Source organism: Bradyrhizobium sp. HKCCYLS1011, from assembly GCF_051167795.1.
Lineage (GTDB): Bacteria > Pseudomonadota > Alphaproteobacteria > Rhizobiales > Xanthobacteraceae > Bradyrhizobium.
This window is the reverse complement of sequence record NZ_JBNPTT010000001.1, coordinates 248,590-272,756: the sequence shown is the minus strand read 5'-3', so window position 1 is coordinate 272,756 and position 24,167 is coordinate 248,590. Positions and strand designations below refer to the sequence as shown.

Below are 24,167 nucleotides of genomic sequence, written 5' to 3'. Positions count from 1 at the left end.
CGGGCCTTTTAATCGCGCTCCTTCGGAAACAGCCGGTCGCAGATGTAGCGCGAGGTTGCGGTCAGGCGCACTGCGCGAGGCTTCTGCCAGTCGGCGCGATCGAGCTCCCTGGCGTCCCCGATCTCGAGCCGGCCCTTGGCGTCCTTGGCGATGAAGATCGCGTCGTTCATCTTCCGTCCAGAACGCTTATTCCTGGCCTTGAGCTCCTTCCAGAGCTGCAGGCGACCGAGCTTGAGCTTGGGCAGCTCCTCCTTGATCTCGCGCTTGAGACACTCCTTGTCGGTCTCCCGCGGCCGCTTACGCCCACCCGGAAACATCCACAAGCCGTCGGCTCGCCGCCGCACCAGGAGAACCTTGCCGCGCCGGACGGCAACGAGCTTGGATGACTTCGCCATTTCCCTTCAGAGCATCTCCTGATCGAATAATGGTCGGCATTTTCGCAGGTTCTGCTTGATTTCGCGATCCAAAATCGTGTCGCAACCTGGCGGCTGTCCACACCTCGCACGAAGAGAACATATTAGGAACATTTGGGTATTGCCGCCGTTGAGGTGTGTGAGCAATTTGGAGGTTCGAATGACCGACAATACGGAGAAGGATCCGCAGGATTGGGTGTCCGGTGATGACCCCATGACCGGTGCGCAGGCGTCGTATCTCAAGACCCTGAGCGAGCAGGCCCATGCTCCTGACCCCAGCGAGCGGAAGGTGACCAAAGCCGAGGCATCCGAATTAATCGATCATCTGCGTGCGCAAGCCGGGATCGACAACTAGCGCGGCGGTTTGAGGGGGCAAGTCGCCCCCTTCGAAAACTTCTTCTTCGTTCTTCCGGAGTTGAGGGGCACAGTGTCGCGCGGGCCTCGAATTAGGCCGCGCTGATCTGGCATGACACCGGTATGACCGCGGAACGAAATGACATCCAGCTTTGGCTGATGCAAGTCGAGGCACCACTGCCCGCGCTGCTGGCCCGCTGGCGCATCTGCCTGGACGAGCAGGAGTGCGCCCGGGCCGATCGCTTCTATTTCGATGTCGACCGCGAGATCTACATCGCCGCCCACTGGCTGCTCCGCTACGCGCTAAGCCGCGCCGCGCCCTTGGCTCCTGAGGCCTGGCAATTTACGACCGAACGATATGGCAAGCCGTCCATCGCTCCGGCACTCAGTTCGCTCGGCGTTACTTTCAATCTGTCACATACCAAGGGACTCGTTGCCTGCGCGGTCGGCCATGGCATCGAGATGGGAGTCGATGTGGAACGGATCGCGCCTGAACGCGCAGAGCTCGACATCGCCGAGCGGTATTTCAGCGCCGACGAAGTGGCCCTGATGCGCGCTGCGCCTCTCGCGCAGCGGACGCAGACTTTTTTCCGTTTTTGGACATTGAAGGAGGCGCTGATCAAAGCCACGGGCGAAGGCCTGAACCGCGCGCTCGATAGTTTCAGCTTTTCGTTCAATCCCACAGCGGTCAGGTTTCATCCGGACGATCCGACCGAAGCGGCGAGATGGAGATTTATCGAGGATCAGCCTACTCCAAACCACGCGCTCGCAATGGCGATCCGGTCGGGACCTCCGCAGACGGTGGTTTCCGTATCGCGCGTGCATATCGAAAACGGAGAGATGACCATCCTTGAGGGTACGGTCCGATGAACGCCCGAAACTGTCGCGAATCACCTTTCGCTTGTTTACTCTTGGGCTGACCGAGGAGTTCAGCATGGTTGCGGACAGTGACAGCAGGATCGCCTGGCATCGCGCACAGCTCAAGAAGAACCGTGCGGCGCTGAGACAGATCGAGACCGCACGGTTCACGGTCGGCGAGAGTGCTGACTCCAAGGCCTTCGAAGGGGCCAAGCGGCAGCTTTCCGAACTCAAGGAGAAGATCCGCGAATCCGAACAGGTCGTTGCCCAGCACGACCGGCAGACGCGGCGGCCGCTCGGAACTGATCTGCGCAGTCTGTCCAGCGTGTCCTGGCGCGATTGGACCGGCAACGGCCAGCGCTGATCCGGTCGCTCACGCCGCGACCTTTCTTCAGAAGCCCGCCCGCGAGGTCGGTCCGCGCATGCGGCTCTCCACGACGCCGGGCGCTGATGTTTCGACAGGCTTTCCCAGCCGGCGTCGCAGCCGCTCCTCACTGCGCGCCAACGCAATCAAATCAAGTTGGCCGTGTTCGAGCGCCCGGCGCGCGCAGCCGAAGATGCGGTAGAACTGCGCGCCATCATAGGCGACGAGCAAGAGGTCAGCTCCGCCGTTCAGCGCTTCCACCACCGCCTTGCAGACGTCGCCGCCATAGATCGCGCCCATCACAAGATCGTCGGTGATGATGACGCCGTCGTAATTCCAGGCGTGCCTGATCAAACCATCGAGCACCGCTTTCGAATGCGAGGCCGGACGATCCGGATCGATGGACTCCAGGATGACGTGGCCGACCATCAACACCGCGCTCGTGCTCTCGATAACATCGTGGAATGGGCGCCAGTCCGCACCCTCGAGCTCTGCCGTCGGCGTGTTCAGTCGTGCCGCGAAGTGATGCGTATCGGCCGTCACCCGCCCAAGGCCGGGAAAGTGCTTCACCGCGGCGCCGACGCCGCTGGCCGCAAGGCCGCGCACATAGTTGGTCGCAATCTCGCTGACGACAGTGGGATCATCAGAAATTGCGCGTTGACCGATCAGCGTATTGAAGTCGAAACGGGTCCGGCTCCGATCGGGACGCAAATCCAGCACCGGCGCCAGGTTGAGCGTGACCCCCATCTCGGCAAGCGCCGCACCCTGGCGGCGTCCGAGCGCCTCGGCCGCACGGCGGCGCGGCTCTGACGCGAGATCGGCAAGGGTCGAGAGCGCGTCCTCACGCGGCAATGGCGGTGACAGGTGCGCGACGACGCCGCCCTCCTGGTCGGCAGCAACGATCAGGGGCGGCAAACCAGCGCCGACGCGCGCCGCCTGCAGCTCCGCGATCTCGCCCTTGAGCTCGGCTGCGGTTCGATCGCCGGCGTTGTGGCGGGTAACATAGACGCCGCCGATCAACCCCTTCGCGGCCAGCATCGCCGCCTCTTCCGAGGCCGCATAACCGACCACGAAATGCGGCCCGAGGAGATGCGCGATCGCGGCATCGGTTGCCAGGACCTCGTGCTTGCGCCAGGCAAACCACGTCTGCGCCAGGATGAAGGCGAATGCCGGCACACACCAGAGCAGTAGCAGGAGCCGGTCGCCCAGCTTGCGGCTGCGCCATGCGCCGCGACGGAGCAGCAGGATGGGAACGCCGACGCTCACGCCGAGTATGATCAGATTGCCCACGCCTCGCAGCCGAACCAGATATGGTTCGTTGCTGTTCATGGTGACGACGATCAGGGCAAGCGCGAGCAACCACAGTGCAACGATGCCGATACGTTTGATCATCCGCTGAACCGATCGCCGGAGATGGACTGAAGCCCGCCTAGCAGCGCGCCCGCGCGCATACCAGCCGCCAAATGCCGGCTGCACAAAATCTGCAAAAGAATCCTGGAACCCTGCAGAACGGCTCCCCCACCGCTGCACGGCAGCGGGTCATGGTTCACGTCATCCGTCCACCGTGGCGGCTGAACCAGGACCTGCGAGGATCAGAGATGACGAGTTTGGCCACACCGGCTGTCGAGCGCGCTTCCGACCGACCATTTGCATTGAGGCTCATGATCGTCATTGCGCTCGCCGCAATCGCAGACGCGCTGTTCTACGATCAGCGGATCGGACTATCTCTCGTACTATTTTTGATCGTGCTGACCGCGGCCTCGCTCATCGCCAATTTTGCGCAACTCGACCACAAGCGCGCGCGTGCGGCGAGCGCCATCTTTGTTGTCGGCGCGCTGCCCGCTATCGAGGACTTGAACCTGCTCTCGTTCCTCTTCCTCCTGCTTGGAACCATCAGCAGTATCACCTTGTGGACCAATCCGGCGGCCAGCGGCTTGCGAACCCCGCTTACGGCTTTCCGTCAGCTGCTGCTGATCGGCCCGTTCAGGCTGGGCCCCGACGTCCTGGCGGCCATGCGCGGGCCGGGCTTGGCCGGCGCAATTCTCGGATGGTGCGTACCGCTCGCGTTCGGGCTTGTGTTCCTGGCACTGTTTGCCGCGGCCAATCCGCTGATCGAGCGATGGCTGGGCACACTCAGACCTGACAGAGTGATCGCGGATTTTGACCGGCTGCGTGCACTGTTCTGGCTCGCAATGCTGTCGCTGATCTGGCCGTTCATCCAGCTCAGATGGCGGCGCAAGGTCGTGCGGCCAGTCGATCTCGCCGGACCGGCTGAAATACCGGCACAGGGCCCTGCCTCGACAGCATCGACAGATCTGCTCGGAGCCGTGACGGTCTTGCGCTCGCTGATCCTGTTCAATCTGCTGTTTGCGGTCCAAAGTGCGCTCGATCTGGTCTATCTCTGGGGCGGGGTAGCGCTGCCCGACGGTCTGACCTATGCGAGTTATGCGCATCGCGGCGCATATGCCCTGATCGTGACGGCGCTCCTTGCAGCAGCATTCGTCCTCATCGCCATCCGACCGGCCGATGAGAAACGGCCACCGCGGCTGCTTCGTCCCCTGCTCTATCTCTGGGTTGGGCAAAATCTGTTGTTGGTCGTATCCTCGATGCTGCGGCTGAAACTTTACATCGACATCTATCTCCTGACCTATTGGCGTGTCGCTGCGCTGGTCTGGATGGGCCTCGTCGCGATCGGCCTGATTCTGATCGTTCTGCGGATCAGGCTCAATCGTTCGCACCGCTGGCTGGTCCGGATGAACCTGTTGGCCTTGGCGGCGACTCTGTATGTATGCGCGCTGACCAATCTCAACGCCATCATCGCCGGCTACAATGTCGCTCACAGCCAGGAGGCAGGGGGCAAGGGGGTCGTCCTGGATATCTGCTATCTCGCGAGCCTCGGCCCCCAGGCGCTGCCGGCCATCGATCGGGCCATCGCATTCCACCTCTCCGACGCCCACCTCTCCTTGCGCCGCGCTGGGCTGCTCGAGGTGCAAGCCGGCGACATGGCGTCCTGGCGAACCTGGAGTTTCCGCAGCTGGCGGCTGCAGCAATATCTCAATACTCATCCGCCATTATCTCCTCCGAGCTGAGAAAAGTCCCTGCAGGCTGCCATGCCCACTCGCATCCTCGTCGTCGATGATGACCCTCACATCCGCGAGGTGATCCGGGTCGCGCTCAGCAAGGCAGGCATGACCGTCATCGAGGCCGCGGACGGCAAGGCTGCACTTGCGCGCTTCGCCAGCGATCAACCTGATCTGATCGTGCTCGACGTCGGAATGCCCGAATTCGACGGGCTCGAAGTCTGCCGGCGCATTCGGCGGACCTCCGACGTTCCGATCCTGTTCCTGTCGGCGCGCGACGAGGAGATCGACCGCATTCTCGGCCTCGAGATCGGCGGCGACGACTACGTCACCAAACCGTTCAGCCCGCGCGAGCTGACCGCCCGGATCAATGTCATCCTGCGTAGGACGGCATCACGCAGCGTCGATCGAACCGCGCCGGTCGAATTGATTCACGGCAAGCTTCGACTTGATCCCGAGCAACACGTCGCTTCCTTCGGCGAGATGCGGCTGGGCCTGACCGCGTTGGAATTTGGTATTCTCCGGACTTTCTTGAGCCGTCCCGCCGTGGTGTTCAGCCGCGAGCAGATCATGGCGGCTGCCTACCAGATGAACATCCAGGTGTCCGACCGGACGATCGATAGCCACATCCGCAACATCAGAGCCAAGCTCACCGGCGCTGGGTGTGATGATGCGATCGAGACCGTGCACGGCGTTGGCTTTCGGCTCGGCCGCTGCGGTGGCTCGTGATGATCGTGCCCCGCCGCAAATGGCGACCGTCGCTGCGCCAGATCCTTTTCGGCGTGCTGACACTGGTCGCCACCCTGCCCCTGGTCGGGCTGTTTTTCTTCCGCATCTATGACAATCAGCTGATCCGCCAGACCCAGGCCGAGCTGATCGCGCAGAGCCGGGTTTTGGCTGCCCTCTATGCCGAGGAAGTGACGAAGCGGCTCGACGCTGGAATTCCTCTGGGCGCCGAGATTCCCCCTGAGCTGCGTCCCGACCCGCCCGACGCGGTCACGCCGATCCGGCCCCTCCTTGATCTCGCCGCTGACGATCTGTTCGTACGGCGCCCCGACGCGCGCCCGGCTCCGCAAGTGGCTGACCCCGCCTATGTCGCGGTTGGTGCACGGCTGATGCCGATCCTGCTCGAGACCCAGAAGGTCACCTTGGCCGGTTTCCGCATCCTTGATCCGCGTGGGGTCGTCATCGCCGGTCGCGACGAGGTCGGACAATCACTGGCCCATATCGACGAAGTCGCAGCCGCGCTGCAGGGCCAATACAAGGCAGCCTTGCGCATCCGCATGCCCGACAAGGCGCCGCCACCGATCTATTCGCTCAGCCGTGGCGTCGGCGTGCACGTCTTCTCCGCGATGCCGGTGGTCGTCGACAATCATGTCGCCGGCGTGATCTACACCTCGCGCACACCCCGCAACATCTTTGAACATCTGTATCAGGAACGCGGCAAGTTCATCGCGGCGGGATCGGCGGTGGCGCTGACGACCTTGCTGATCGGCTTCATCGTCGCGCGTACGATCACGCATCCGATGCGCGAACTGGTCGAGCGCGCCGGACGCATCGGCCGCGGCGATCCCGAGGGATTCCGTCCGCTCGCACATTACGGGACGCGCGACTTTGCCGAACTGTCGAAGCACTTTTTCGCCATGGCCGGGCAACTGGCCCGGCGCTCCGACCACATTGCGAGCTTCTCTGCCCACCTGACGCATGAGCTGAAATCCCCGCTCACATCGATCAAAGGGGCGGCCGAACTGCTGCTGGATTCGGTTGGCAGCCCCTCAGATACCCTGACCCGCGCCGAGCAGGAGAAATTCCTCAGCAACATTCTCGGCGATGCCGAGCGTCTCGAAGTCATGACGCAGCGCCTGCGCGAGCTCGCCCGCGCCGAAATCGCCTCGCAGAACGAGCGGGCCAATCTGGCGGCGGTGACTGCGAAACTGCGCGAGCGCTTTGCTCTGCCGAACGTCGTCACGCCCGGCTCACTCGACCACGCAATTGCGATGTCGGCGGAGACCGCCTCGATCGTCCTGACGCATCTCGCCGACAATGCCCGTCGTCATCAGGCCCGCACTATCTTTCTGGAGGCGCATCAAGACGTCGACATGCTCGTCCTCGAGGTCAGCAATGACGGCGAGCCGATCTCGCCCCGGAACCGCGAACGCATCTTCGATGCCTTCTTCACCACGCGTCGCGATAGTGGCGGCACAGGCATGGGGCTTGCGATCGTGCGCACGATCATGACCAGCCATCGCGGCTCGATTGCGCTCAGGCCGACCGAGCACGGCGCGGCCTTCACATTGCGTTTTCCGAACGCATAGACCCCATAGGCCGGTCCGGCGCTGAGGCGGCAGATCACCCGCGCCAAGCCGAGCGCTGCTATTGCCGGCTACGTGAGGTCAGCCTATGTCATCCCGGCGAGCGAAGTTGAGGAGAGCAAATCCGTGGCCCTGGAAAATGTCATCGGGATCGATCACGCCGTCATTGCGGTCACAGAGCTCGACGAGGCGGCCGAGACCTGGAAGCGGCTAGGCTTCACGCTGTCACCTCGTGGGACCCATAGCGCCAAGATGGGAACGGGCAATTACACGATCATGCTCGATCCTGACTACATCGAGCTGCTCGGCGTGATCTCGGAAACCGATCAGAACGCGCCGACCCGGAATTTTCTCGCCCGCCGCGGCGACGGCATCGAACGGATCGCCTTCACCGCAGTCGATTCGGCCGAGGGAGCCAAGGAGATTCGCTCCCGCGGCTTTGAGCCGATCGGCCCGACCGACTTCGAGCGCCCGGTGGCGATGCCGGACGGCAGCATCTCGCCGGCGAAGTTCCGGGTCTTTCATTGGCCGATCGCCGAGGCGCCCGGTGGCCTACGCATCTTCGCCTGCGAGCATAAGACCCGCGAGACCGTCTGGATACCTGAGCTGATGACTCACGCCAATGCGGCCAAGTGCCTGAAACAGGTACTGATCGTAACGCCGGAGCCGACCAAGGATGCCGCGCATCTGTCGCGGCTGATCGATCGCGAAGTACATGTTGAAGCGGACGGCGCGGTCACGATCGCCTCTGGCGACACACGCGCTGCCTTTGTCTTCGTGACGAGGGATCAGTTGGCGAGCCGCTATCCCGGCGTGCCGCTCATAGGCTTGCCCGACCGCGGCGGCGCTGGTCTGGTGATCGTATCAGACGATCTCGCTGCGACCGAGACCGCGTTGGGCGCAAATGGCGTCCGCAGCGGCACGAGCCTATGCGTCCCACCTGCGGCCGCCAGCGGCACGCTGGTCGCGTTCGTCGCCGGCTGACGCGGGCCGCGCCAGCCCAGCCGTTTGCGTTATTCAGCCGCCTGCAACATCGAGGGCCGGCCGCGCTGGCTTTCCAGCCAGCCGGCGAGACGACCCATGAGATTGCCGCCCTGCTCCGACGGCTGCGCCGACGAAACGAACGGATCGCAATGGCAGCGGGCACCAGCAGCGCGGGCGATCTTCGCGACCGCATCCGTCATGGCGGGGGCGCCGCAGGTATAGACCACGTCGTCAGGCGTCAGATCGGGCATATGCTCGGTCGGACGACCGGTCCGCAGCGCCGGCGAGACGTTCTGCGGCTCCGAGACAATCGGGATGATCTTGACATTGGGGAAGCGCGCCAGCCGGCACAACGCCTGGTGCATATAGAACGACTGCAGCGTGCGCGCGGTCACGATGAACACCATGTCGCGCTTCGGGTTCTCGGTGATCGCGGCGACCGCGATCGACCACATCGGCGCAAAGCCGGTGCCGCTTGCGACCAGCACGACACGACCGCGATGTTTGGGACGGAAGAACGCGGTGCCAAGCGGGCCGGTCAGCTTGACGCGATGGCCGGGCTGGATCTCGCGTCCAAGCGCCGAGGAGACCAAGCCATCCTTGAGCTTGCGGATATGGAGATAAAGCAGGTGACTGTCCGGCGCACCGACCATCGGATAGGTCGGGCTGTAGCAGCGCGCCGGATAGCCGCGGAACTGCACCTTGACATACTGTCCCGGAAAATGGCGCAACGGCTTCGGCAGGTCGAGCGTGACGCCCATCACGTCGGGCGCAAGGCGGACAAGATCTCCGACCTCGGTCGACATCGTCACGGTATCCGGCACCGGCTCGGTCACGATCTTGAGGTCGGAGACGACACGCGCCTGACAGGCATGCGCCATGTCACCTTCCGTGCCCCCGAACAGCTTGCCGTCGACGACGCGGACCTTGCAGGAACCACAAATACCACTGCGGCAATCATGGGGCAGTTCGACGCCGCTGGAGATCGCACTGTCGAGCAGGAGATCGCCTACATTGGCGTAGAACGTTTCCTTGTTGAGCTGGACCTTGCAAATCTTCCCCATCATTCCACCTCTAGTCGCATTGGCCGAATCTGCCGCGTATGCCGGATCTGAGTGTGATCGAACGCGGCCACCCGCATAAACACCCCATTCTTGATCGGAACGTCATACTTGCTGTGTGTGTCCATTTTGCGGGCAATTTCGAGCGTCCAGTGGCCCGATGCCCAACGTGCGGCACAGCGGATATCCGCCCGGTCGCCGGTAAAGTCACCATTGATGACGACACCGGGCACCAATGTGCCGACTGGGATCTGCGCGTCAGCCTCCATTGAATAAGGCACCGATTCGGCCTCGGTCATGAACCAGCGCGCCCCGTCGTTCTCGCCGATATTCGGATCGAGATTGATCTCGCCCATCGCGGCCTTCATGGCGGCGACGTCCTTCGGCAGCCGCTTCGGCCTCACGCCGCGATTGCCAAGCATCGCCGCATCGCGATCGATGATGAAGTTGTCGGAGTAGTTTGCCTCGCCCGGGTCCGGCGCGAACCCTCCCTTATAGGGGACGAGACCCTTGACCTGATCCGGGGTGGGCTCCGCCGGCGGACCGAAATGATCGTCATCCATCCAGCCGGTCGGACCGCCGCTCGTCGCCTTCCACTGCCATGCATCTGCATAGAGGTCGGGAGCCGGCGTGTAATGGATGCCGCGCCCCGACAACGTCGCCGGCTTGTCCGGCAGCGGCTTCGAGCTCATGTGGAAGGTCCGGTCGGCCGCAAGCGTGATCGGCAGCGTCGTGAACAGCAGCGAGAGCTTGTCCTCGTTGTAATCGTTCTCGTCGCCCTTCTCGTAGCCGTTATGCAGCAGGTGCCAGCCGTCGGCCCGCTTGATCAGTGGAAGCTGCTTCAACGAACGGGTCGGATCTTCCCAGATGACGAGAAAATAGACCCAGGTGTCGTCATGCGCCGCCTTGATCCAGACGCGCGATTCACCGGTGCCGTCGAAATTGTCGCCCTGGTTGGTGGTGACCATGTGAGGCTGGATGTTGCGCCAAACCCGATCCGAGGTGTCGCCGTCGAGCGTCGGAGCATCCGCGTTCGCGATCCGATGCACGGTGACCGTGTCCTCCGCGTAATAGTCGGCTGCCACCATCATCCAGCCGGCCACGATCGCGACCGCCGCTGCGACCACGAACGGGTTTGCCTGGAAGGTCGGATTGCGCCGCCGCGCATTGCCTTTGTTATTGCTTCTGGTGCCGCTCTTGGTCGGCGCCGACGGCCGTGCACGCACCGGGCCGTTGCGTGACTCCGCGCGCGTGCGAATGAGATCATCCGAACGATTTGCGGCCTTCGCCGGCTCGCGCCCTCCGGATTTGGCGGCCGGAGCCATCGGCGGCGCCGATCGGACTGGCGCCTCACTTTCCTCAAGCCGTTCGGATTGTTCAACAAGCATCGTCAGCAACTCAACTGCATCCAGGCGTGGCGGTGGTGGTGGAAGCGGCTGCGGCCGGAATACCCGGTACAGCTGCGATGTGCCGCCGATACCGAAGTGAACGAGAACGTGCATGAGGATGAACGCGGGCACGACCCAGGTGGCGTACCAGTGAATCATCATCGTCACGTATCCCGACTCGATACCGAAGAACAGCAAGCCGCCGGTCACGATCAATGCGGCCATCGAGATGAAGAGCACCCAATGCAGGAGCACGCTGATGGAGCCCAGCCGCGCCGGCCTGCGGCCCATCAGGCCCTTGATGCGCATCTTGTCCACGGCCACGCGCCGACCGAGGCCGGATTTGGCGACGTAGATCATGTAAGCGACGGCGACGCTCGTCAGCACCACGCCGGCCGGCATGTGCCATGTCCACGTGTGCGCTCGCGGCAGCAGCAAATCGAGATACTCCGCGATCCAGGCGTGCCCGGGCGCCTCCGTCGCCATACGCAGTCCGGTCGCGAAGTCGATCACGGTCGCGCCGACCAGCAGCCAATGCAGAATGATTGTTCCGTAGTCTGTCTTGCGGATCTTCATGCGCGGCCGCCTCCTCGCGGGCCTGCGCAAATGCAAGTGCCGGCATCTGCCACGCAAAGAACGGCGCTATATCGGCCGCGCGACGGGACGAGTTGCGCGCGGTAGCGGGTCGAACCCTTGTTTGCATCGAGCCCCACGTCGATCCGGTAGCTAGTCGTGTCGTTAAGCAAGAGGTCCCCCAGATGCCTGTTCGGCAATCGAGCATTCTTCTCTGCCGTCGCGAGGAGATCCTCGCGAGCGGCCGGACAGCCCTCTACGACGCGCTCTCTCAGAGTAGCGCCTCCGTGCTCGGGTCTATCAGCATGGGCGCGAACGGCATCAGAGCCCTTGCATCGCGCCAGTACGCTTTCCCCTAAGCGTATCCGCTCTCGGCATCAGTTCCGCGCGGCCGCATGCCAGCTCCGCAGCGGACTACGCGGACATCGATCGCAATCATCACGAGTCTGACTGCGCCCCGCCTGGCATCGTCGTCATCGCCATAGTCATCCCTGTTCTATCCTCGGATACCGAAAACCAAGAAGTGATCGGCGCATCCATTGCATTTCACGAAGATTTATTTGGCTTCATGGCGTCATTCGGCCCGCACGGCGACCAATGCGTGCAGAAGCAAGGTTATAGGCGGACCAAACTGTGACATCGGCGGTTCGCTCGCGCGCCGATCGGGGTGCAACTATCGACGTGATCTCTAGAAATCGACGCGACCACATTTTCGCCGATCGGCCTGAAATTTTTTTTGCACTGCATCGCTGTGTCCCATGCGCCACGCGTTGGCGGCGTCACGCACAACCGTTTTTCCAAGAGAAATCTCCCCTTGTCCCATTGTTGCCGGAAAATCGTCGGCATCGGCTGTCAACACGGCCCGAACGATTGTGGTCCCGGCAATATATGGAGAGCGCGACCGGATGAGTGTCGCTCAAGACCGTCCGCGAATGAAGCCGGCGGCAGGCTTAGCTGATTTTCTTGGGACGGGAGACGATCCCGTGACACGCGGCCTGCGCCAGGCGGCGCGGCGCATGGCCGGCATCGGCGTATTCAGCGGTGTCATCAACATCCTGATGCTCTCGGGCTCTGTTTATATGATGCAGGTCTACGACCGTGTCATCCCGAGCAAGAATCTGGCGACGCTCGCCGGCCTGTCGGTCATGATCCTGACCGCCTACGTGATCCAGGGTTATTTCGACGCGCTGCGCGCGCGCATGCTGTGCCGCGTGGCGACCATGTTCGACGCGGGATTGCAGGAGGCGATCCATCACGCGCTGGCAACCCTGCCTCTGCGCGGCACCAAGCCGATGCTGATGCAGCAGCCGCTGCGCGATCTCGACCAGTTGCGCGCCTTCATGTCGAGCATGGGACCGACCGCGTTCCTCGACATGCCCTGGATTCCGATCTTCCTGATCGGCCTGTTCCTGTTTCATCCGCTGATCGGCATCACCGCGATGGTCGGCACGGCTGCCATCATCTCGATGACCGTGCTGACCGAGCGCCTCTCGCGCCAGGCGAGCAAATCGGCCAGCGAGACCAGCGCGGCACGCCAGGTGCTTGCGGACGCGATGCAGCGCAATGCCGAGGTGATTCGAGCGCTCGGCATGATGCAGCGCTTTTCCACGCGCTGGACCGATGTGAACGAGCGTTATCTCAAGGAGAATATCCGCTCCAGCGACGTCTACGCCAATCTCGGCTCGGCCGCGAAGGTGCTCCGCTTCATCCTGCAATCGGGCATGCTGGGGATCGGCGCAGCCCTCGTCGTCTCCGAGCAGGCCTCAGGCGGCGTGATGATGGCGTCCTCAATTCTGATGGGGCGCGCGCTTGCTCCGGTCGAAGTCGCGCTCGGAAGCTGGAAGCAGCTGGTCGCCGCACGTCAGGGAATCGCGCGACTGCGCGACATCTGCAAAGCCACTGCGAAGCCGCCTGCCCCGCCGGTGTCGCTGCCGCGACCGGGTCGCGACCTCACCGTGCAGGAACTCACGGTCGCCGCGCCCGGCCAGGAGAGGCCGATCGTCTCGAACGTTTCATTCGCAGTCCCCGCCGGTACCGGCCTTGCGCTCCTGGGCGCGAGCGCGTCCGGCAAGACGTCACTCTCGAAAGCGCTGGTTGGAATCTGGCCAGCACAGCAGGGTGTGGTCCGACTCGACGGCGCTGCGCTTGATCAATGGAGCAACGAGGATCTTGGCCGCCACATCGGCTACCTGCCGCAGGACGTCGCGCTGTTCGACGGCACGGTGGCGGACAACATCTGTCGGTTCGACGATGACGCGAGTTCGGACTCGATCCTGCAGGCAGCCCAGATCGCGGGCGTGCACGACATCATCCTGCGGCTGCCGGACGGCTATTCGACGCGAATCGGCCAGGGCGGCATGTCATTGTCCGCCGGGCAGCGGCAGCGGATCGGGCTTGCACGTGCCGTGTTCGGCGATCCCTTCCTGATCGTGCTCGACGAGCCGAACGCGAATCTCGATGCTGACGGCGAGAACGCGCTCAGCCGGGCGATCGCCATCATGCGCCAGAAGCAATCGATCGTCATCGTGATCTCGCACCGGCCGAGCGCGCTCAACGCGCTGAACATGGCGATGGTGCTCTATGAAGGCCGATCCATTGCCTTCGGCCCCTGCCAGGAAATCTTTGCGCGGATCGCCGGAGGCAAGGCCACTCAGATCGCCGGAGGCAAGGCCACTCAAGCGCCGCCAGCGATCCAAAAGGCGGCACCCGCACCGAATGCGAGAGCTATTCGTCGCGCAGCACCAGCCGCGGAGGGCGCCCCTGCATGAAACATGTCAACGACCTCCGCCCGTATGACGAGAACGACCCCAATTGGAGGGGGATGCCGCGGAGCCGCACGGTGGGGCCTCAGGGCGATGCCCTGATCCTGGAGCTGCAGCGGCTGCAGAACGCCTTCGACGACGACGAGCCGGATGATCCGCGAACCCGGCGCGCTCCGCGCGAGGACGCCAGGAAGGGCCGCAGGCCGGCGCCGGCCGGTGGCCGAAAAAAAACGCCGCAACGCGTTGCCAAGAGAAAGAAAGGCAAGGTGGGGCGGGCCTTCGACATCTCGCTGTCGCTGTTCGGATTGAGCCCTGCCCGCGCTCCGCAGCGCCGTCCCGACGCCACACGCGAGAATCGGCGCGAGAATCGACCGGCCTGGGTCCGCGAGCCGGAGATAACGCCTCCGCAGCGGCCGCGCTCGGGGCCGAACGACGCAGCGCCGTCGATAGATTTCAGAGCGGTTGCGCCGACGCTTGATCTGCGCTCGGAGGGCAGCCAACGATCGCGCTCGCTCGCACCCGCGCAGGTGCCGGCTTTGGCCGAGCCGCAGACGAAAATGGGTCGGCTGGTCGGAACCGCAAGCGTTGCCCTGACCACCGGCATGACCTTCATCGCCAGTCAAGGGACCGCAGCTCAGCTCGACGACCCCTCCGGCGAAGCGCTGATTCCCCGCGTCGGCTTCATGTACGAGAATGAGTTGCGCACCGGACTGCGCGTTCTGCTCGTCGCCGGCGTTCTCGGCGGTGGCTGGCTGACGCTGGTGCCGCTCGCCGGAGCCGTCGTGGTGCCAGGAAATCTGGTCGTGCAGTCCGATGTCAAGGCGATCCAACATCCGACTGGCGGCGTCGTTGCCGCAATCAAGGTCGAGAACGGCACACATGTCGCAGCCGGCGACCTCCTGGTGCGATTGGACGCAACCCAGACGCAGGCGGCGCTGCAGACGATCACCAAACAGCTGAACGAGCAGCGGGCGAAGATCGCCCGCCTCACGGCCGAACGTGACGGCAAGGAGCAGCCGGAATACCCGTCGGAGCTGACCTCGCGCACGGACGACGCCAATGTCCGCGCCGTGATTGCGTCGGAGAACTCGCTGTTCAAGGCGCGCCTGCTCACGCGGCAAAGCCAAAAGGATCTGCTGCAGGGGCGGATCGCGCAGCTGAATCAAGAGATCAGTGGCATGGAGGCCCAGGCGGATTCCAAGAGCAAGCAGATCGAGCTGATCAACGGCGAACTTGCTGGTGTCCAGGATCTCTATGACAAGCGGCTGGTGCCGCTGACCAGGCTCACGACACTGCAACGCGAGGCGGCACGGATCGACGGCGAGCGCGGTCAGCTGACCTCGAGCGTCGCCGAGACGCGGTCGAAGATCAACGAGGCGGAGCTGCAGATCGTCAAGACCGACCAGGACTTCCGCACCGAAGTGGTCAAGGATCTCGGTGAAGCGCAGGCCAAGGAAGGCGAGCTGATCGAGAAGGGTGTGGCCGGACGCGACCAGCTCGACCGGATCGAGATTCGCGCGCCGAACTCCGGCACGGTCCATCAGCTCTCGGTTCACACGATCGGCGGCGTCGTCAAAGCGGGCGAGACGATCATGGAAGTGGTGCCCGATTCCGACGAGCTCCAGGTCGAGGCCCACGTCCAGCCGAAGGACATCGATCACGTCCATACCGGCCAGGACGCGTTTGTTCGTTTCTCCGCCTTCAACTCACGCACCACGCCGCAGGTCACCGGCCAAGTCTCGTTCGTCTCGCCCGACATCACCACGGATCAGCGGTCGAATTCGACTTTCTATACGGTCCGCGTCGTCATGTCGGACGATGAGCGGCATCGCCTGGGCAACGTGCAGCTGATCCCTGGCATGCAGGCCGAAGTCTTCGTGCAGACCGGCAAGCGCACGATGCTGAGCTACCTGATGAAGCCGATCATGGAGCAGTGGCGCCGCGCCTTCGTCGAGGAATAGCCGGTGCGGCACTCCCTTGGGGCCGAGCCGGGCACTGAGACTGACAAGGTGATGCATGAGCGGGATAGTGCTGGCGCAAGCACGGCGCAAGGAACAAGCCGTCGGCTGCCGCGGCCGGCGGCGCAGCCGACCCAGGCCGGACCGATGGGCCTGCGTTTCGATTTCAACGATGGCTGCCGGGTCATGCTGCCGGAAACGGGCCGGCCGTGGCGCGTTCGTCTGAGTGATCTCGACACCGGCAACGTTCTGTTCGAAACCTCCCTGCGATCAGGGTACGTCAACAGCACCAAGCGCTATTTCGTACGCTTCCGCCTCGAAGTCTGGATCGGCAACGAACAGGTGCTGTGCCACGACTACGACGCCGCGGGCCGCGATGTGCTTGTTCAATTTCCCGTCGGCACCATCGGTGACATCATCGGCTGGCTCTCCTACGCGATTGCGTTCAAGGAGCTGCACCGCTGCCGCCTCACCTGCGCGATGGGCGAGCCGCTCATTCCATTGTTCCGCGACGCCTATCCGGACGTCCGCTTCGTCTCCCACGCCGAGGTCGAGCCCGAGCGCCAATATGCAACCTACAGCGTAGCGCTGTTCTTCGACGATCATGAGCAGGCGTACCAGCCCTGCGACTTCCGCCAGGTCGGACTGCACCGCACCGCCGCTTACATCCTCGGCGTCGATCCCGCCGAGCAGCCGCCGCGCCTCGCATTGCGCAGCGCCAGCCGGCCGATCGCCGATCCCTATGTCTGCATAGGCGTTCAGGCCACGACGCAATGCAAGTACTGGAACAATCCCCGCGGCTGGGCGGAGATCGTCGACCACCTCAAGGGACTCGGCTATCGCGTCATCTGTATCGACCAGAAGCCGATGCACGGCCGCGGCGCAATAACAACCGAGATCCCCGATGGGGCTGAGGACGAGACGGGCGACCGGCCATTGCAGGAGCGTGCCCGCTGGCTCAAACATGCTGCGGCGTTCGTCGGCCTGTCGAGCGGACTGTCATGGCTCGCCTGGGCCGCCGGCACGCCGGTCGTCATGATCAGCGGCTTCACGCACCCCATAAACGAGTTCATGACGCCCTACCGCGTCATCAACTATCACGCCTGCAACAGCTGCTGGAACGATGTACGTCAGCAGTTCGACCATCACGACTTTCTTTGGTGCCCGCGTCACCGCGACACGCCGCGGCAATTCGAGTGCACGCGCCTGATCACCGCAGATCAGGTCAAGGCAGCGCTGGGAAGGATTCCGAGTTTCGCTGCTGAAACGGCCGGTCCAATGCCGCGGACCGCCATCCGATGAGTCCGCCGTCACGTCAGCGCTGGCCATGGCCTGAGGCTGAAGTGGTCAGTGGCGGCATCGTCCGGCCGCTTGCGCGTTCTGAGGCCGAAGACGCGTGCCAATCGTGCACTCCCGCGCCACGCGCCGACGAGGCGCTGGCGGCGAGCACGCTGCATCTGCCGCAGCCAATCGCCGTCCATCGCGGCGGCATGGCGGTGGGCATAACCCCGCGCGCCGGCGCGCTTCGCGACCTGGCTGCAAGCCATGTTGGCCAAGGCGATCGCGCGACTGCGCGACGTGAGCACGGCGACGCGCTAGACCACTATCGCACCGCTGCGGCCATCATGCAGCGCCTCGCCGCTGCCGATCCCGACAACGTCGCCTTCCTGCGCGACCTCTCGGTTTGCTGGAATCGGATCGCCGCGGTGCTGTCCGCATCGGGCGATCATACCGAGGCAACTAATCACTATCGCCGCAGCCTCGGCCTGCTTCAGCGCCTCGTTGTAATGGCGCCGCACCACCCGGACCTGCCGCGCGATCTGGCCTGGTCTCAGGCGCAACTCGCGGAACGGATTTAGCGTTCGTATCATTTTGCGCGGCGCGCGTGTTTACGAAAGTGTGAACCGAAGACACCCGCACAACTGCGGTTCCAATGTGGCTTTGTGTCTGACGTTCGCTTGGGACAGCGAGCGAAATACGAAGCGGATGTCGGGCACGCCACACGAGTGGAACGGGATTTGACGTTCACCCCTGCGTCGACATCGGAAATTCAGCCGATCTGCCGCACGCCAGCGAAACGCTGTGCACTATGAGCACCATATCACGTGTTTGGAACCACCGGAGCCATCGCCCAATCTGCCCGAACAACATCATATTTGCGAACCGCGCCCTGCTTCTTTCAGCCCCATTGAGGAAATTAGTTCAGCCGCGACAGTTTGACACATCGTGGCGACACTCTGACCCATGCCGCCGTCTGTCAGTCGACGAGCGAGACTACTGGAGGACATGATCAATGGCGAATAATACGTTCAATCCGACTGCGTTGGCGAACGGCACGTCGAACCTGCTGGTGCGCGCTTCCGCGCTCAATCAGTCGACAGACCTGGTGCAGGCCGGCGTCGTCTTCAACGACGCGGTCCGTATTTCGCAGGGCCTGTTCAGTCTGGCAGGAAGTGGCAACTCCAACCCGTTCCTCAGCAGCTACACGACCGATATTCACGCGGTGCAGAATGATATCGCTGCTATGCTGGCCAATCCGGGCCAGGTCACACTCGGCGGCCAGACCTTCACGCTCAACACCACCGACACTGCTGTTCTCACCAATGTCCAGGCGCAGCTGGGCTCGCTGATTACCGCGGCGGCCGGTATTACCAACGCCGCCACTTTGGCGACGGCCGAACAGACCATCCACGCGGTGCAGAGCGAGATCCTCGGCGAGATCAACAACGACGCCCACCTCTCGTCCGCGTTGAACAAAGTGACGTTCCTGGCCACGACCGGCGCCCATGACGTGGCCTTCCAAAACGTTCCCGCAGGTGCAGATGACGCCGCCACCCTGGCCGCAGCAACGGCCGGCACCAGCCTCAAGGCTGTCGGCGCTGTGTTCAACGCAGCCGAAGCTGCGGCGGCCGGCGGCATCAATGCGGGCAACCTGCAGGAGATCACCAACGATTTCACTGCGATCTCCACGGGCCTGACCAACATCCTCAACAACAAGACCATGCTCGCCCAGATCGAGGCCGGCGAGACCGCAAACGCGGCGGCACTGACCACGGTCCACCTGCAGACAGTGCTCGGTCAGGTCAACCTGCAACTCAACAAATACGACGCTGCCGCTTCGACTGGTAACCAGGCTGCGCTACGCGGCACAGCTGACAATCTGCTCGACATCATCGACATCGTGCAGAACGATGCGAACTTGAACATGGCAGCGGGCGGCAATGGAACTGCTGGCCACGCCGGCGGCTTTGCCGAGGATCCGGGCGGGCTGACGGGTACTGTCACCAAGTTCCAGGACAATCAGGTGCAGACCAATTTCTGGGCCTCGTTCCTGGCCGAGGCCAACACCATCAATGCGACCTTGCAGAAGATCGCGACCGGTGGTGCGCAGGCCAGCCAGACGTTGATCACGCAGATCCAGAACTATCAGCACTTCGGCGCCGCCTTCGACGCGGCGCAGGGCGCGGTGTTCCAGGGCCGCTTCGACAACGAACTACTCAGCGGCACGCTTGAGGCAGATACGGCAGCCGCTGTGAAGGGCCTGCAGGGCATTCTGAACGGTGACACCGGTGCGGCGCTCGCCGCCGACAAGGCGATGGTCGCAGCCGCCGGCCAGGGCTTCGCGGCCGACGCGATGGACGTCTCGGGCAATAACATCGCCGTCGGCGGCGCAACCTATGTCGGCACCGCGACCACGGTCTCGGCTGCGACCTCAGTGCACGGCTTGGCCCACGGCACCATTCCAGTCACCGCCAATCCCAACATCGCCAACGGCACCGGTGGCACGGCGGCGGCCGCCACCACAACTGCTGCTGCGGGAGCGACGACGGCTGCGGCAGGAGCCACTGCGGCCGCCGGTGGGACCACGACGGCAGCTGGCGGCTCCACGGCCGCAGCAGGTGGCAACGCCGCCTCGACCGGTACTACGACGACCGCTACCAACAATGGAACGGCCGCGAGTCATCACCACAGTCATCATTCCGGCCACAGCCACACCGCGGCAACCTCATCGAGCACGGCTGCCAGCCATTCGACCGCCGCCGCGCACCATCACGCGATGGTCCATATGTGGGGCTGATCTGTCCTGTCGAAGAAAATCGAACGATAGCCTTCCAGTGCAGAATGCCCTTCTGCACTGGCCTGTTTTAGAAGGACCGCGCGACCCTCGGCCCAGCTCGAGTCGAAATGGCTGCCCGGCGGCGATTGAATTGAGTTCCAGGCCGGGAACGCCGTCGGCATTGTGAAGATCAGGGCGACATCTTGACGACAACATGCAGGGCGCGTCGGACTGACGCAGCCTGTGTTCGAGATGCACCCGAGAGATCAAGCACTTGGCTGCAGTTCGTCACCGAACAGCAACAATCGGAAACTGCCCGAACAACAACATGGTTGCGAACTTGGCCACGCTTCTTTTGGCCCCAATAGGGCGAATAATTCGCGACTGGCATACGGGACGCACGGTTCCGTCCGGCCGGCTGCGGGGGGTTTGTTCTACTCATTTCGGCTGCCTGTCACGCGCGTCAGGACCAGGTGCGAGCCGGGGTGAACTTGGGGAGATTTATAAATGGCCAATAACACCTTCAATCCGACTGCCCTTGCAAACGGCACGTCGAACCTGCTGGTGCGCGCAGATGCACTCAACCAGTCGACCGATCTGGTGCAGGCGGGTGTCGTATTCAATGACGCGGTCCGCGCCTCGCTCGGCCTGTTCAGCCTCGCCGGCAGCGGCAACTCCAACCCGTTCCTCAACAGCTACACCACCGACATCCACGCGGTGCAGAACGATATCGCCGCGATGCTGGCCAATCCGGGCCAGGTCACCCTCGGCGGACAGACCTTTACGCTGAACGCGACGGACACGGCTGTCCTCACCAATGTGCAGGCACAGCTGGGCTCGCTTGTCACAGCCGCAGCGGGCATCACCAACGCCGCGACTTTGGCCACGGCAGAGCAGACCATCCACGCCGTGCAGACCGAGATCCTTGGCGAGATCAACGGCGACGCTCACCTTTCCGGCGCGCTGAACAAAGTGACGTTCATGGCCAATACCGGCGCCAACGACGTTGCGTTCCAGAACTCGCCCGCCGGCGCGGATGATGCAGCCACCTTGGCCGCCGCGACCGCGGGCAACAGCCTCAAGGACGTCGGCCTGGTGTTCAACAAGGTCGTCGATTTGTCCTCCGGCGGGATCAATGCAGGCAATCTGCAGGAGGTCACCAACGATCTCACCGCGGTTCAGCAGGGTCTCACCAACATCCTCAACAACAAGACCCAGCTCGCCCAGATCGAGGCCGGCGAGACCGCCAACGCGGCGGCACTGACCACGATCCACCTCCAGACCGTGCTCGGTCAGGTCAACCTGCAGCTCAACAAATACGATGCTGCCGCGTCGACCGGTAACCAGGCGGCCCTGCGCGGCACGGCCGACAACCTGCTCGACATTATCGACATCGTTCAGAACGACGCGAACCTGAACACTGCCGCTGGCGGCAACGGCGCAGCAGGTCATGCCGGCGGCTTTGCCGAGGATCCGGGCGGGCTCACCGGCACCGTCACCAAGTTCCAGGACAACCAGGCGCAGACCAATTTCTGGGCCGCCTTCCTGGCCGAAGCCAATACCATCAACGCGACCTTGCAGAAGATCGCGACCGGCGGCGCGCAGGCGAGCCAGACGCTGATCACGCAGATCCAGAACTACCAGCACTTCGGTGCCGCCTTCGATGCCGCCCAGGGTGCGGTGTTCCAGGGCCGCTTCGACAACGAACTGCTCAGCGGCACGCTCGAGGCGGATACGGCAGCCGCGGTGAAGGGCCTGCAGGGCATTCTGAACGGCGACACCGGTGCGGCACTCGCTGCCGACAAGGCGATGATCAACGCTGCCGGCCAGGGTTTCGCGGCTGACGCGATGGACGTCTCCGGCAACAACATCGCGATCGGCGGGGCGACTTATGTCGGCACCGCGAAGACGGTCTCGACTGCGACCTCGGTGCACGGCCTCGCCCAGGGCACGATTCCTGTCACTGCGAACCCGAACATCGCCAACGGCACCGGCGGGTCAACGACCACGCCTCCCTCCAGTGGTGGCCATCCGATCAACTTCAATCCGACCGCGCTGGCCAACGGCACATCGAACTTGCTGGTGCGTGCATCTGCACTCCAGCATTCGACCGACCTGGTGCAGGCCGGCGTCGTCTTCAACGATGCCGTCCGCGCCTCGCTCGGCCTGTTCAGCCTCGCCGGCAGCGGCAATTCGCCGACCTTTCTCAGCAGCTATCAGGCGGATATCACTGCGGTGCAGACCGACATCGCGGCGATGCTGGCCAATCCTGGCCAAGTCACGCTTGGTGGGCACACCTTTGCCCTGAATACGACCGACACCGCCGTTCTCACCAATGTCGAAGCTCAGCTGGGAACGCTGCTGAAGGCTGCGGGCGGGATCACCAACGCTGCGACTCTCGCAACGGCTGAGCAGACGATCCACGCTGTGCAGCAGGAGATCCTGCAAGAGATCCACAACGACGCGCATCTCACGACTGCCCTCAACGGCGTCACCTACCTGGCCAATACCGGTGCGACCGACGTCGCCTTCCAGGCGTCGCCTGCGGGCGCCGACGATGCCGCCACCTTGGCCGCCGCGACCGCAGGCCATAGCCTCAAGGACGTCGGCTCGGTGTTCAACAAGGTGGTCGATATCGCCTCTGGCGGCATCAACGCCGGCAACCTGCAGGAGGTCAACAATGACCTCACGGCGATCTCGCAAGGCCTGACCGCCATCCTCAACAACAAGACTCAGCTTGCGCAGATCGAGGCCGGCGAAACCGCGAATGCGGCGGCGCTGACCACGATCCATCTGCAAACGGCGCTCGGCCAGATCAACCTGCAGCTCAACAAATACGACGCTGCAGCCTCGACCGGCAATCAGGCGGCGCTGCGCGGCACCGCAGACAACCTGCTCGACATTATCGATATCATTCAGAACGATGCGAACCTGAACACCGCCGCCGGTGGCAACGGAGCTGCAGGCCATGCCGGCGGCTTCGCCGAGGATCCGGGCGGGCTCACCGGCACGGTCACCAAGTTCCAGGACAACCAGGCGCAGACCAATTTCTGGGCCTCGTTCCTGGCCGAAGCCAACACCATCAATGCGACGTTGCAGAAGATCGCGACCGGTGGCGCGCAGGCGAGCCAGACCCTGATTACGCAGATCCAGAACTACCAGCACTTCGGCGCCGCCTTCGATGCCGCTCAGGGCGCGGTGTTCCAGGGTCGTTTCGACAACGAACTGCTCAGCGGCACGCTTGAGGCGGATACCGCCAATGCGGTGAAGGGCCTGCAGGGCATCCTGAACGGCGACACTGGTGCGGCGCTCGCCGCCGACAAGGCGATGCTCGCTGCCGCCGGCCAAGGCTTCGCGGCCGACGCCATGGACGTCTCCGGCAACAACGTCCCGGTCAATGGCGGGACCTATGTCGGCACCGCGACCACGGTATCGACTGCGACCTCGATCCACGGCACGGCTCACGGCACCATCCCAGTCACCGCAAACCCGAACATCGCCAACGGCACCGGCGGCACGGCGACCACGCCTCCCGCGACCGGTGGCGGAACGGGTACCGGTGGCAACAACGGCAACGGTGCGGGCGGCTCGAACAATGGAACGGGCTCTGGCGCGAACGGATCGTCAGGCGGCAATAACAATGGCGGCTGTTCGCACCATTGCGGCGGTCACCACGACGATCATCACCATGACGAGCATAGCAGCCACCACGACGCGGCAGTTGCTCAAGCGGCGAGCCAGCAGGCCGACATGTCTCATCATCAAGCCATGACCCATATGTGGGGCTGACGCCCGGCCTGCATTCCCACAATCAGCCGGCGCAGAACGGTAAGTTCTGCGCCGGCTTCTTTGTGTCTGGTCTGACCGTCCGATGCTGTTGCGAGGGCGCTCGACACAACTTCGCGACAGTCCCGGTAAATTTCCGACCACCGTGTGAGCTTGCGAACGGTTCTAACGCCTCGCCACACCGAAGCTCGCGTGAAGCCTCCGTTTCGCTCAAATC

Annotated in this window: 18 protein-coding genes; 13 read left to right on the top strand and 5 right to left on the bottom strand. The window is 63.6% G+C overall.

What is annotated here, in order from left to right; genetic code table 11:
• Positions 1 to 8: 8 nt before the first annotated feature.
• Complete coding sequence (locus ACQR1W_RS01260) at positions 9 to 395, bottom strand: NUDIX hydrolase (RefSeq protein WP_008967608.1); 387 nt, start codon at positions 393 to 395, stop codon at positions 9 to 11.
• Between the two features lie 178 nt (positions 396 to 573).
• Between ACQR1W_RS01260 and ACQR1W_RS01255 the strand changes: the two genes are divergently transcribed.
• The 3 genes from ACQR1W_RS01255 to ACQR1W_RS01245 all read left to right on the top strand — a co-directional run bounded on the left by ACQR1W_RS01255 (position 574) and on the right by ACQR1W_RS01245 (position 1,989).
• Complete coding sequence (locus ACQR1W_RS01255) at positions 574 to 768, top strand: DUF3072 domain-containing protein (RefSeq protein ID WP_434849125.1); 195 nt, start codon at positions 574 to 576, stop codon at positions 766 to 768.
• Positions 769 to 890: 122 nt separating this feature from the next.
• Complete coding sequence (locus ACQR1W_RS01250; protein ID WP_434849124.1) at positions 891 to 1,637, top strand: 4'-phosphopantetheinyl transferase family protein; 747 nt, start codon at positions 891 to 893, stop codon at positions 1,635 to 1,637.
• A 64-nt stretch (positions 1,638 to 1,701) separates the two neighbouring features.
• Entirely contained in the window at positions 1,702 to 1,989 is a 288-nt protein-coding gene (locus tag ACQR1W_RS01245) for a hypothetical protein (protein WP_434849123.1), read from the top strand.
• A gap of 27 nt (positions 1,990 to 2,016) precedes the next feature.
• Here the strand turns inward: ACQR1W_RS01245 and ACQR1W_RS01240 are convergent, their stop codons facing one another.
• Positions 2,017 to 3,381, bottom strand: coding sequence for a glycoside hydrolase family 3 N-terminal domain-containing protein (locus ACQR1W_RS01240; RefSeq protein WP_434849122.1), 1,365 nt, complete (start codon positions 3,379 to 3,381; stop codon positions 2,017 to 2,019).
• Between the two features lie 206 nt (positions 3,382 to 3,587).
• Between ACQR1W_RS01240 and ACQR1W_RS01235 the strand changes: the two genes are divergently transcribed.
• The 4 genes from ACQR1W_RS01235 to ACQR1W_RS01220 all read left to right on the top strand — a co-directional run bounded on the left by ACQR1W_RS01235 (position 3,588) and on the right by ACQR1W_RS01220 (position 8,365).
• The gene (locus tag ACQR1W_RS01235) at positions 3,588 to 5,078 is read left to right on the top strand and encodes a DUF4153 domain-containing protein (protein WP_434849121.1); all 1,491 of its coding nucleotides are present in this window, start codon (positions 3,588 to 3,590) and stop codon (positions 5,076 to 5,078) included.
• A 21-nt stretch (positions 5,079 to 5,099) separates the two neighbouring features.
• On the top strand, positions 5,100 to 5,798 hold the full coding sequence (locus tag ACQR1W_RS01230; protein WP_434849120.1) for a response regulator transcription factor: 699 nt from the start codon (positions 5,100 to 5,102) through the stop codon (positions 5,796 to 5,798).
• Positions 5,798 to 7,384: a HAMP domain-containing sensor histidine kinase gene (locus ACQR1W_RS01225; RefSeq protein ID WP_434849119.1), complete on the top strand. Its 1,587-nt coding sequence runs from the start codon at positions 5,798 to 5,800 to the stop codon at positions 7,382 to 7,384. Before ACQR1W_RS01230 ends, ACQR1W_RS01225 begins: the two co-directional genes overlap by 1 nt.
• 123 nt (positions 7,385 to 7,507) lie before the next feature.
• The gene (locus tag ACQR1W_RS01220) at positions 7,508 to 8,365 is read left to right on the top strand and encodes a VOC family protein (RefSeq protein WP_434849118.1); all 858 of its coding nucleotides are present in this window, start codon (positions 7,508 to 7,510) and stop codon (positions 8,363 to 8,365) included.
• A gap of 29 nt (positions 8,366 to 8,394) precedes the next feature.
• Here ACQR1W_RS01220 and ACQR1W_RS01215 read toward each other — a convergent pair whose 3' ends face one another.
• From ACQR1W_RS01215 to ACQR1W_RS01205, 3 genes are all read right to left on the bottom strand, one after another.
• Positions 8,395 to 9,432: a 2Fe-2S iron-sulfur cluster-binding protein gene (locus ACQR1W_RS01215; protein WP_434849117.1), complete on the bottom strand. Its 1,038-nt coding sequence runs from the start codon at positions 9,430 to 9,432 to the stop codon at positions 8,395 to 8,397.
• Positions 9,429 to 11,390, bottom strand: coding sequence for an ethylbenzene dehydrogenase-related protein (locus ACQR1W_RS01210; RefSeq protein ID WP_434849116.1), 1,962 nt, complete (start codon positions 11,388 to 11,390; stop codon positions 9,429 to 9,431). The genes ACQR1W_RS01215 and ACQR1W_RS01210 overlap by 4 nt, the downstream gene beginning before the upstream one ends.
• A 685-nt stretch (positions 11,391 to 12,075) precedes the next feature.
• Positions 12,076 to 12,246, bottom strand: coding sequence for a hypothetical protein (locus tag ACQR1W_RS01205; RefSeq protein WP_434849115.1), 171 nt, complete (start codon positions 12,244 to 12,246; stop codon positions 12,076 to 12,078).
• Positions 12,247 to 12,370: 124 nt separating this feature from the next.
• Between ACQR1W_RS01205 and ACQR1W_RS01200 the strand changes: the two genes are divergently transcribed.
• The 6 genes from ACQR1W_RS01200 (at position 12,371) to ACQR1W_RS01175 (ending at position 23,953) form a co-directional block, all read left to right on the top strand.
• Positions 12,371 to 14,155, top strand: coding sequence for a type I secretion system permease/ATPase (locus ACQR1W_RS01200; protein WP_434849114.1), 1,785 nt, complete (start codon positions 12,371 to 12,373; stop codon positions 14,153 to 14,155).
• On the top strand, positions 14,152 to 16,110 hold the full coding sequence (locus ACQR1W_RS01195) for an HlyD family type I secretion periplasmic adaptor subunit (RefSeq protein WP_434849113.1): 1,959 nt from the start codon (positions 14,152 to 14,154) through the stop codon (positions 16,108 to 16,110). Before ACQR1W_RS01200 ends, ACQR1W_RS01195 begins: the two co-directional genes overlap by 4 nt.
• A 3-nt stretch (positions 16,111 to 16,113) precedes the next feature.
• Entirely contained in the window at positions 16,114 to 17,409 is a 1,296-nt protein-coding gene (locus tag ACQR1W_RS01190) for an autotransporter strand-loop-strand O-heptosyltransferase (protein WP_434849112.1), read from the top strand.
• On the top strand, positions 17,406 to 17,966 hold the full coding sequence (locus ACQR1W_RS01185) for a tetratricopeptide repeat protein (RefSeq protein ID WP_434849111.1): 561 nt from the start codon (positions 17,406 to 17,408) through the stop codon (positions 17,964 to 17,966). Before ACQR1W_RS01190 ends, ACQR1W_RS01185 begins: the two co-directional genes overlap by 4 nt.
• Positions 17,967 to 18,400: 434 nt before the next feature.
• Positions 18,401 to 20,185: a hypothetical protein gene (locus ACQR1W_RS01180; protein ID WP_434849110.1), complete on the top strand. Its 1,785-nt coding sequence runs from the start codon at positions 18,401 to 18,403 to the stop codon at positions 20,183 to 20,185.
• A gap of 486 nt (positions 20,186 to 20,671) precedes the next feature.
• Entirely contained in the window at positions 20,672 to 23,953 is a 3,282-nt protein-coding gene (locus ACQR1W_RS01175; protein WP_434849109.1) for a beta strand repeat-containing protein, read from the top strand.
• Positions 23,954 to 24,167: the final 214 nt, after the last annotated feature.

What these genes read in the sequence shown, in the direction of transcription:
- ACQR1W_RS01235 (WP_434849121.1), top strand. Translation starts at nt 3,588, where the DNA reads ATGACGAGTTTGGCCACACCGGCTGTCGAGCGCGCTTCCGACCGACCA.
- ACQR1W_RS01230 (WP_434849120.1), top strand. Translation starts at nt 5,100, where the DNA reads ATGCCCACTCGCATCCTCGTCGTCGATGATGACCCTCACATCCGCGAG.
- ACQR1W_RS01240 (WP_434849122.1), bottom strand. Translation starts at nt 3,381, where the DNA reads ATGATCAAACGTATCGGCATCGTTGCACTGTGGTTGCTCGCGCTTGCC.
- ACQR1W_RS01175 (WP_434849109.1), top strand. Translation starts at nt 20,672, where the DNA reads ATGGCCAATAACACCTTCAATCCGACTGCCCTTGCAAACGGCACGTCG.
- ACQR1W_RS01210 (WP_434849116.1), bottom strand. Translation starts at nt 11,390, where the DNA reads ATGAAGATCCGCAAGACAGACTACGGAACAATCATTCTGCATTGGCTG.
- ACQR1W_RS01260 (WP_008967608.1), bottom strand. Translation starts at nt 395, where the DNA reads ATGGCGAAGTCATCCAAGCTCGTTGCCGTCCGGCGCGGCAAGGTTCTC.
- ACQR1W_RS01250 (WP_434849124.1), top strand. Translation starts at nt 891, where the DNA reads ATGACCGCGGAACGAAATGACATCCAGCTTTGGCTGATGCAAGTCGAG.
- ACQR1W_RS01215 (WP_434849117.1), bottom strand. Translation starts at nt 9,432, where the DNA reads ATGATGGGGAAGATTTGCAAGGTCCAGCTCAACAAGGAAACGTTCTAC.
- ACQR1W_RS01255 (WP_434849125.1), top strand. Translation starts at nt 574, where the DNA reads ATGACCGACAATACGGAGAAGGATCCGCAGGATTGGGTGTCCGGTGAT.
- ACQR1W_RS01195 (WP_434849113.1), top strand. Translation starts at nt 14,152, where the DNA reads ATGAAACATGTCAACGACCTCCGCCCGTATGACGAGAACGACCCCAAT.
- ACQR1W_RS01185 (WP_434849111.1), top strand. Translation starts at nt 17,406, where the DNA reads ATGAGTCCGCCGTCACGTCAGCGCTGGCCATGGCCTGAGGCTGAAGTG.
- ACQR1W_RS01245 (WP_434849123.1), top strand. Translation starts at nt 1,702, where the DNA reads ATGGTTGCGGACAGTGACAGCAGGATCGCCTGGCATCGCGCACAGCTC.
- ACQR1W_RS01180 (WP_434849110.1), top strand. Translation starts at nt 18,401, where the DNA reads ATGGCGAATAATACGTTCAATCCGACTGCGTTGGCGAACGGCACGTCG.
- ACQR1W_RS01225 (WP_434849119.1), top strand. Translation starts at nt 5,798, where the DNA reads ATGATCGTGCCCCGCCGCAAATGGCGACCGTCGCTGCGCCAGATCCTT.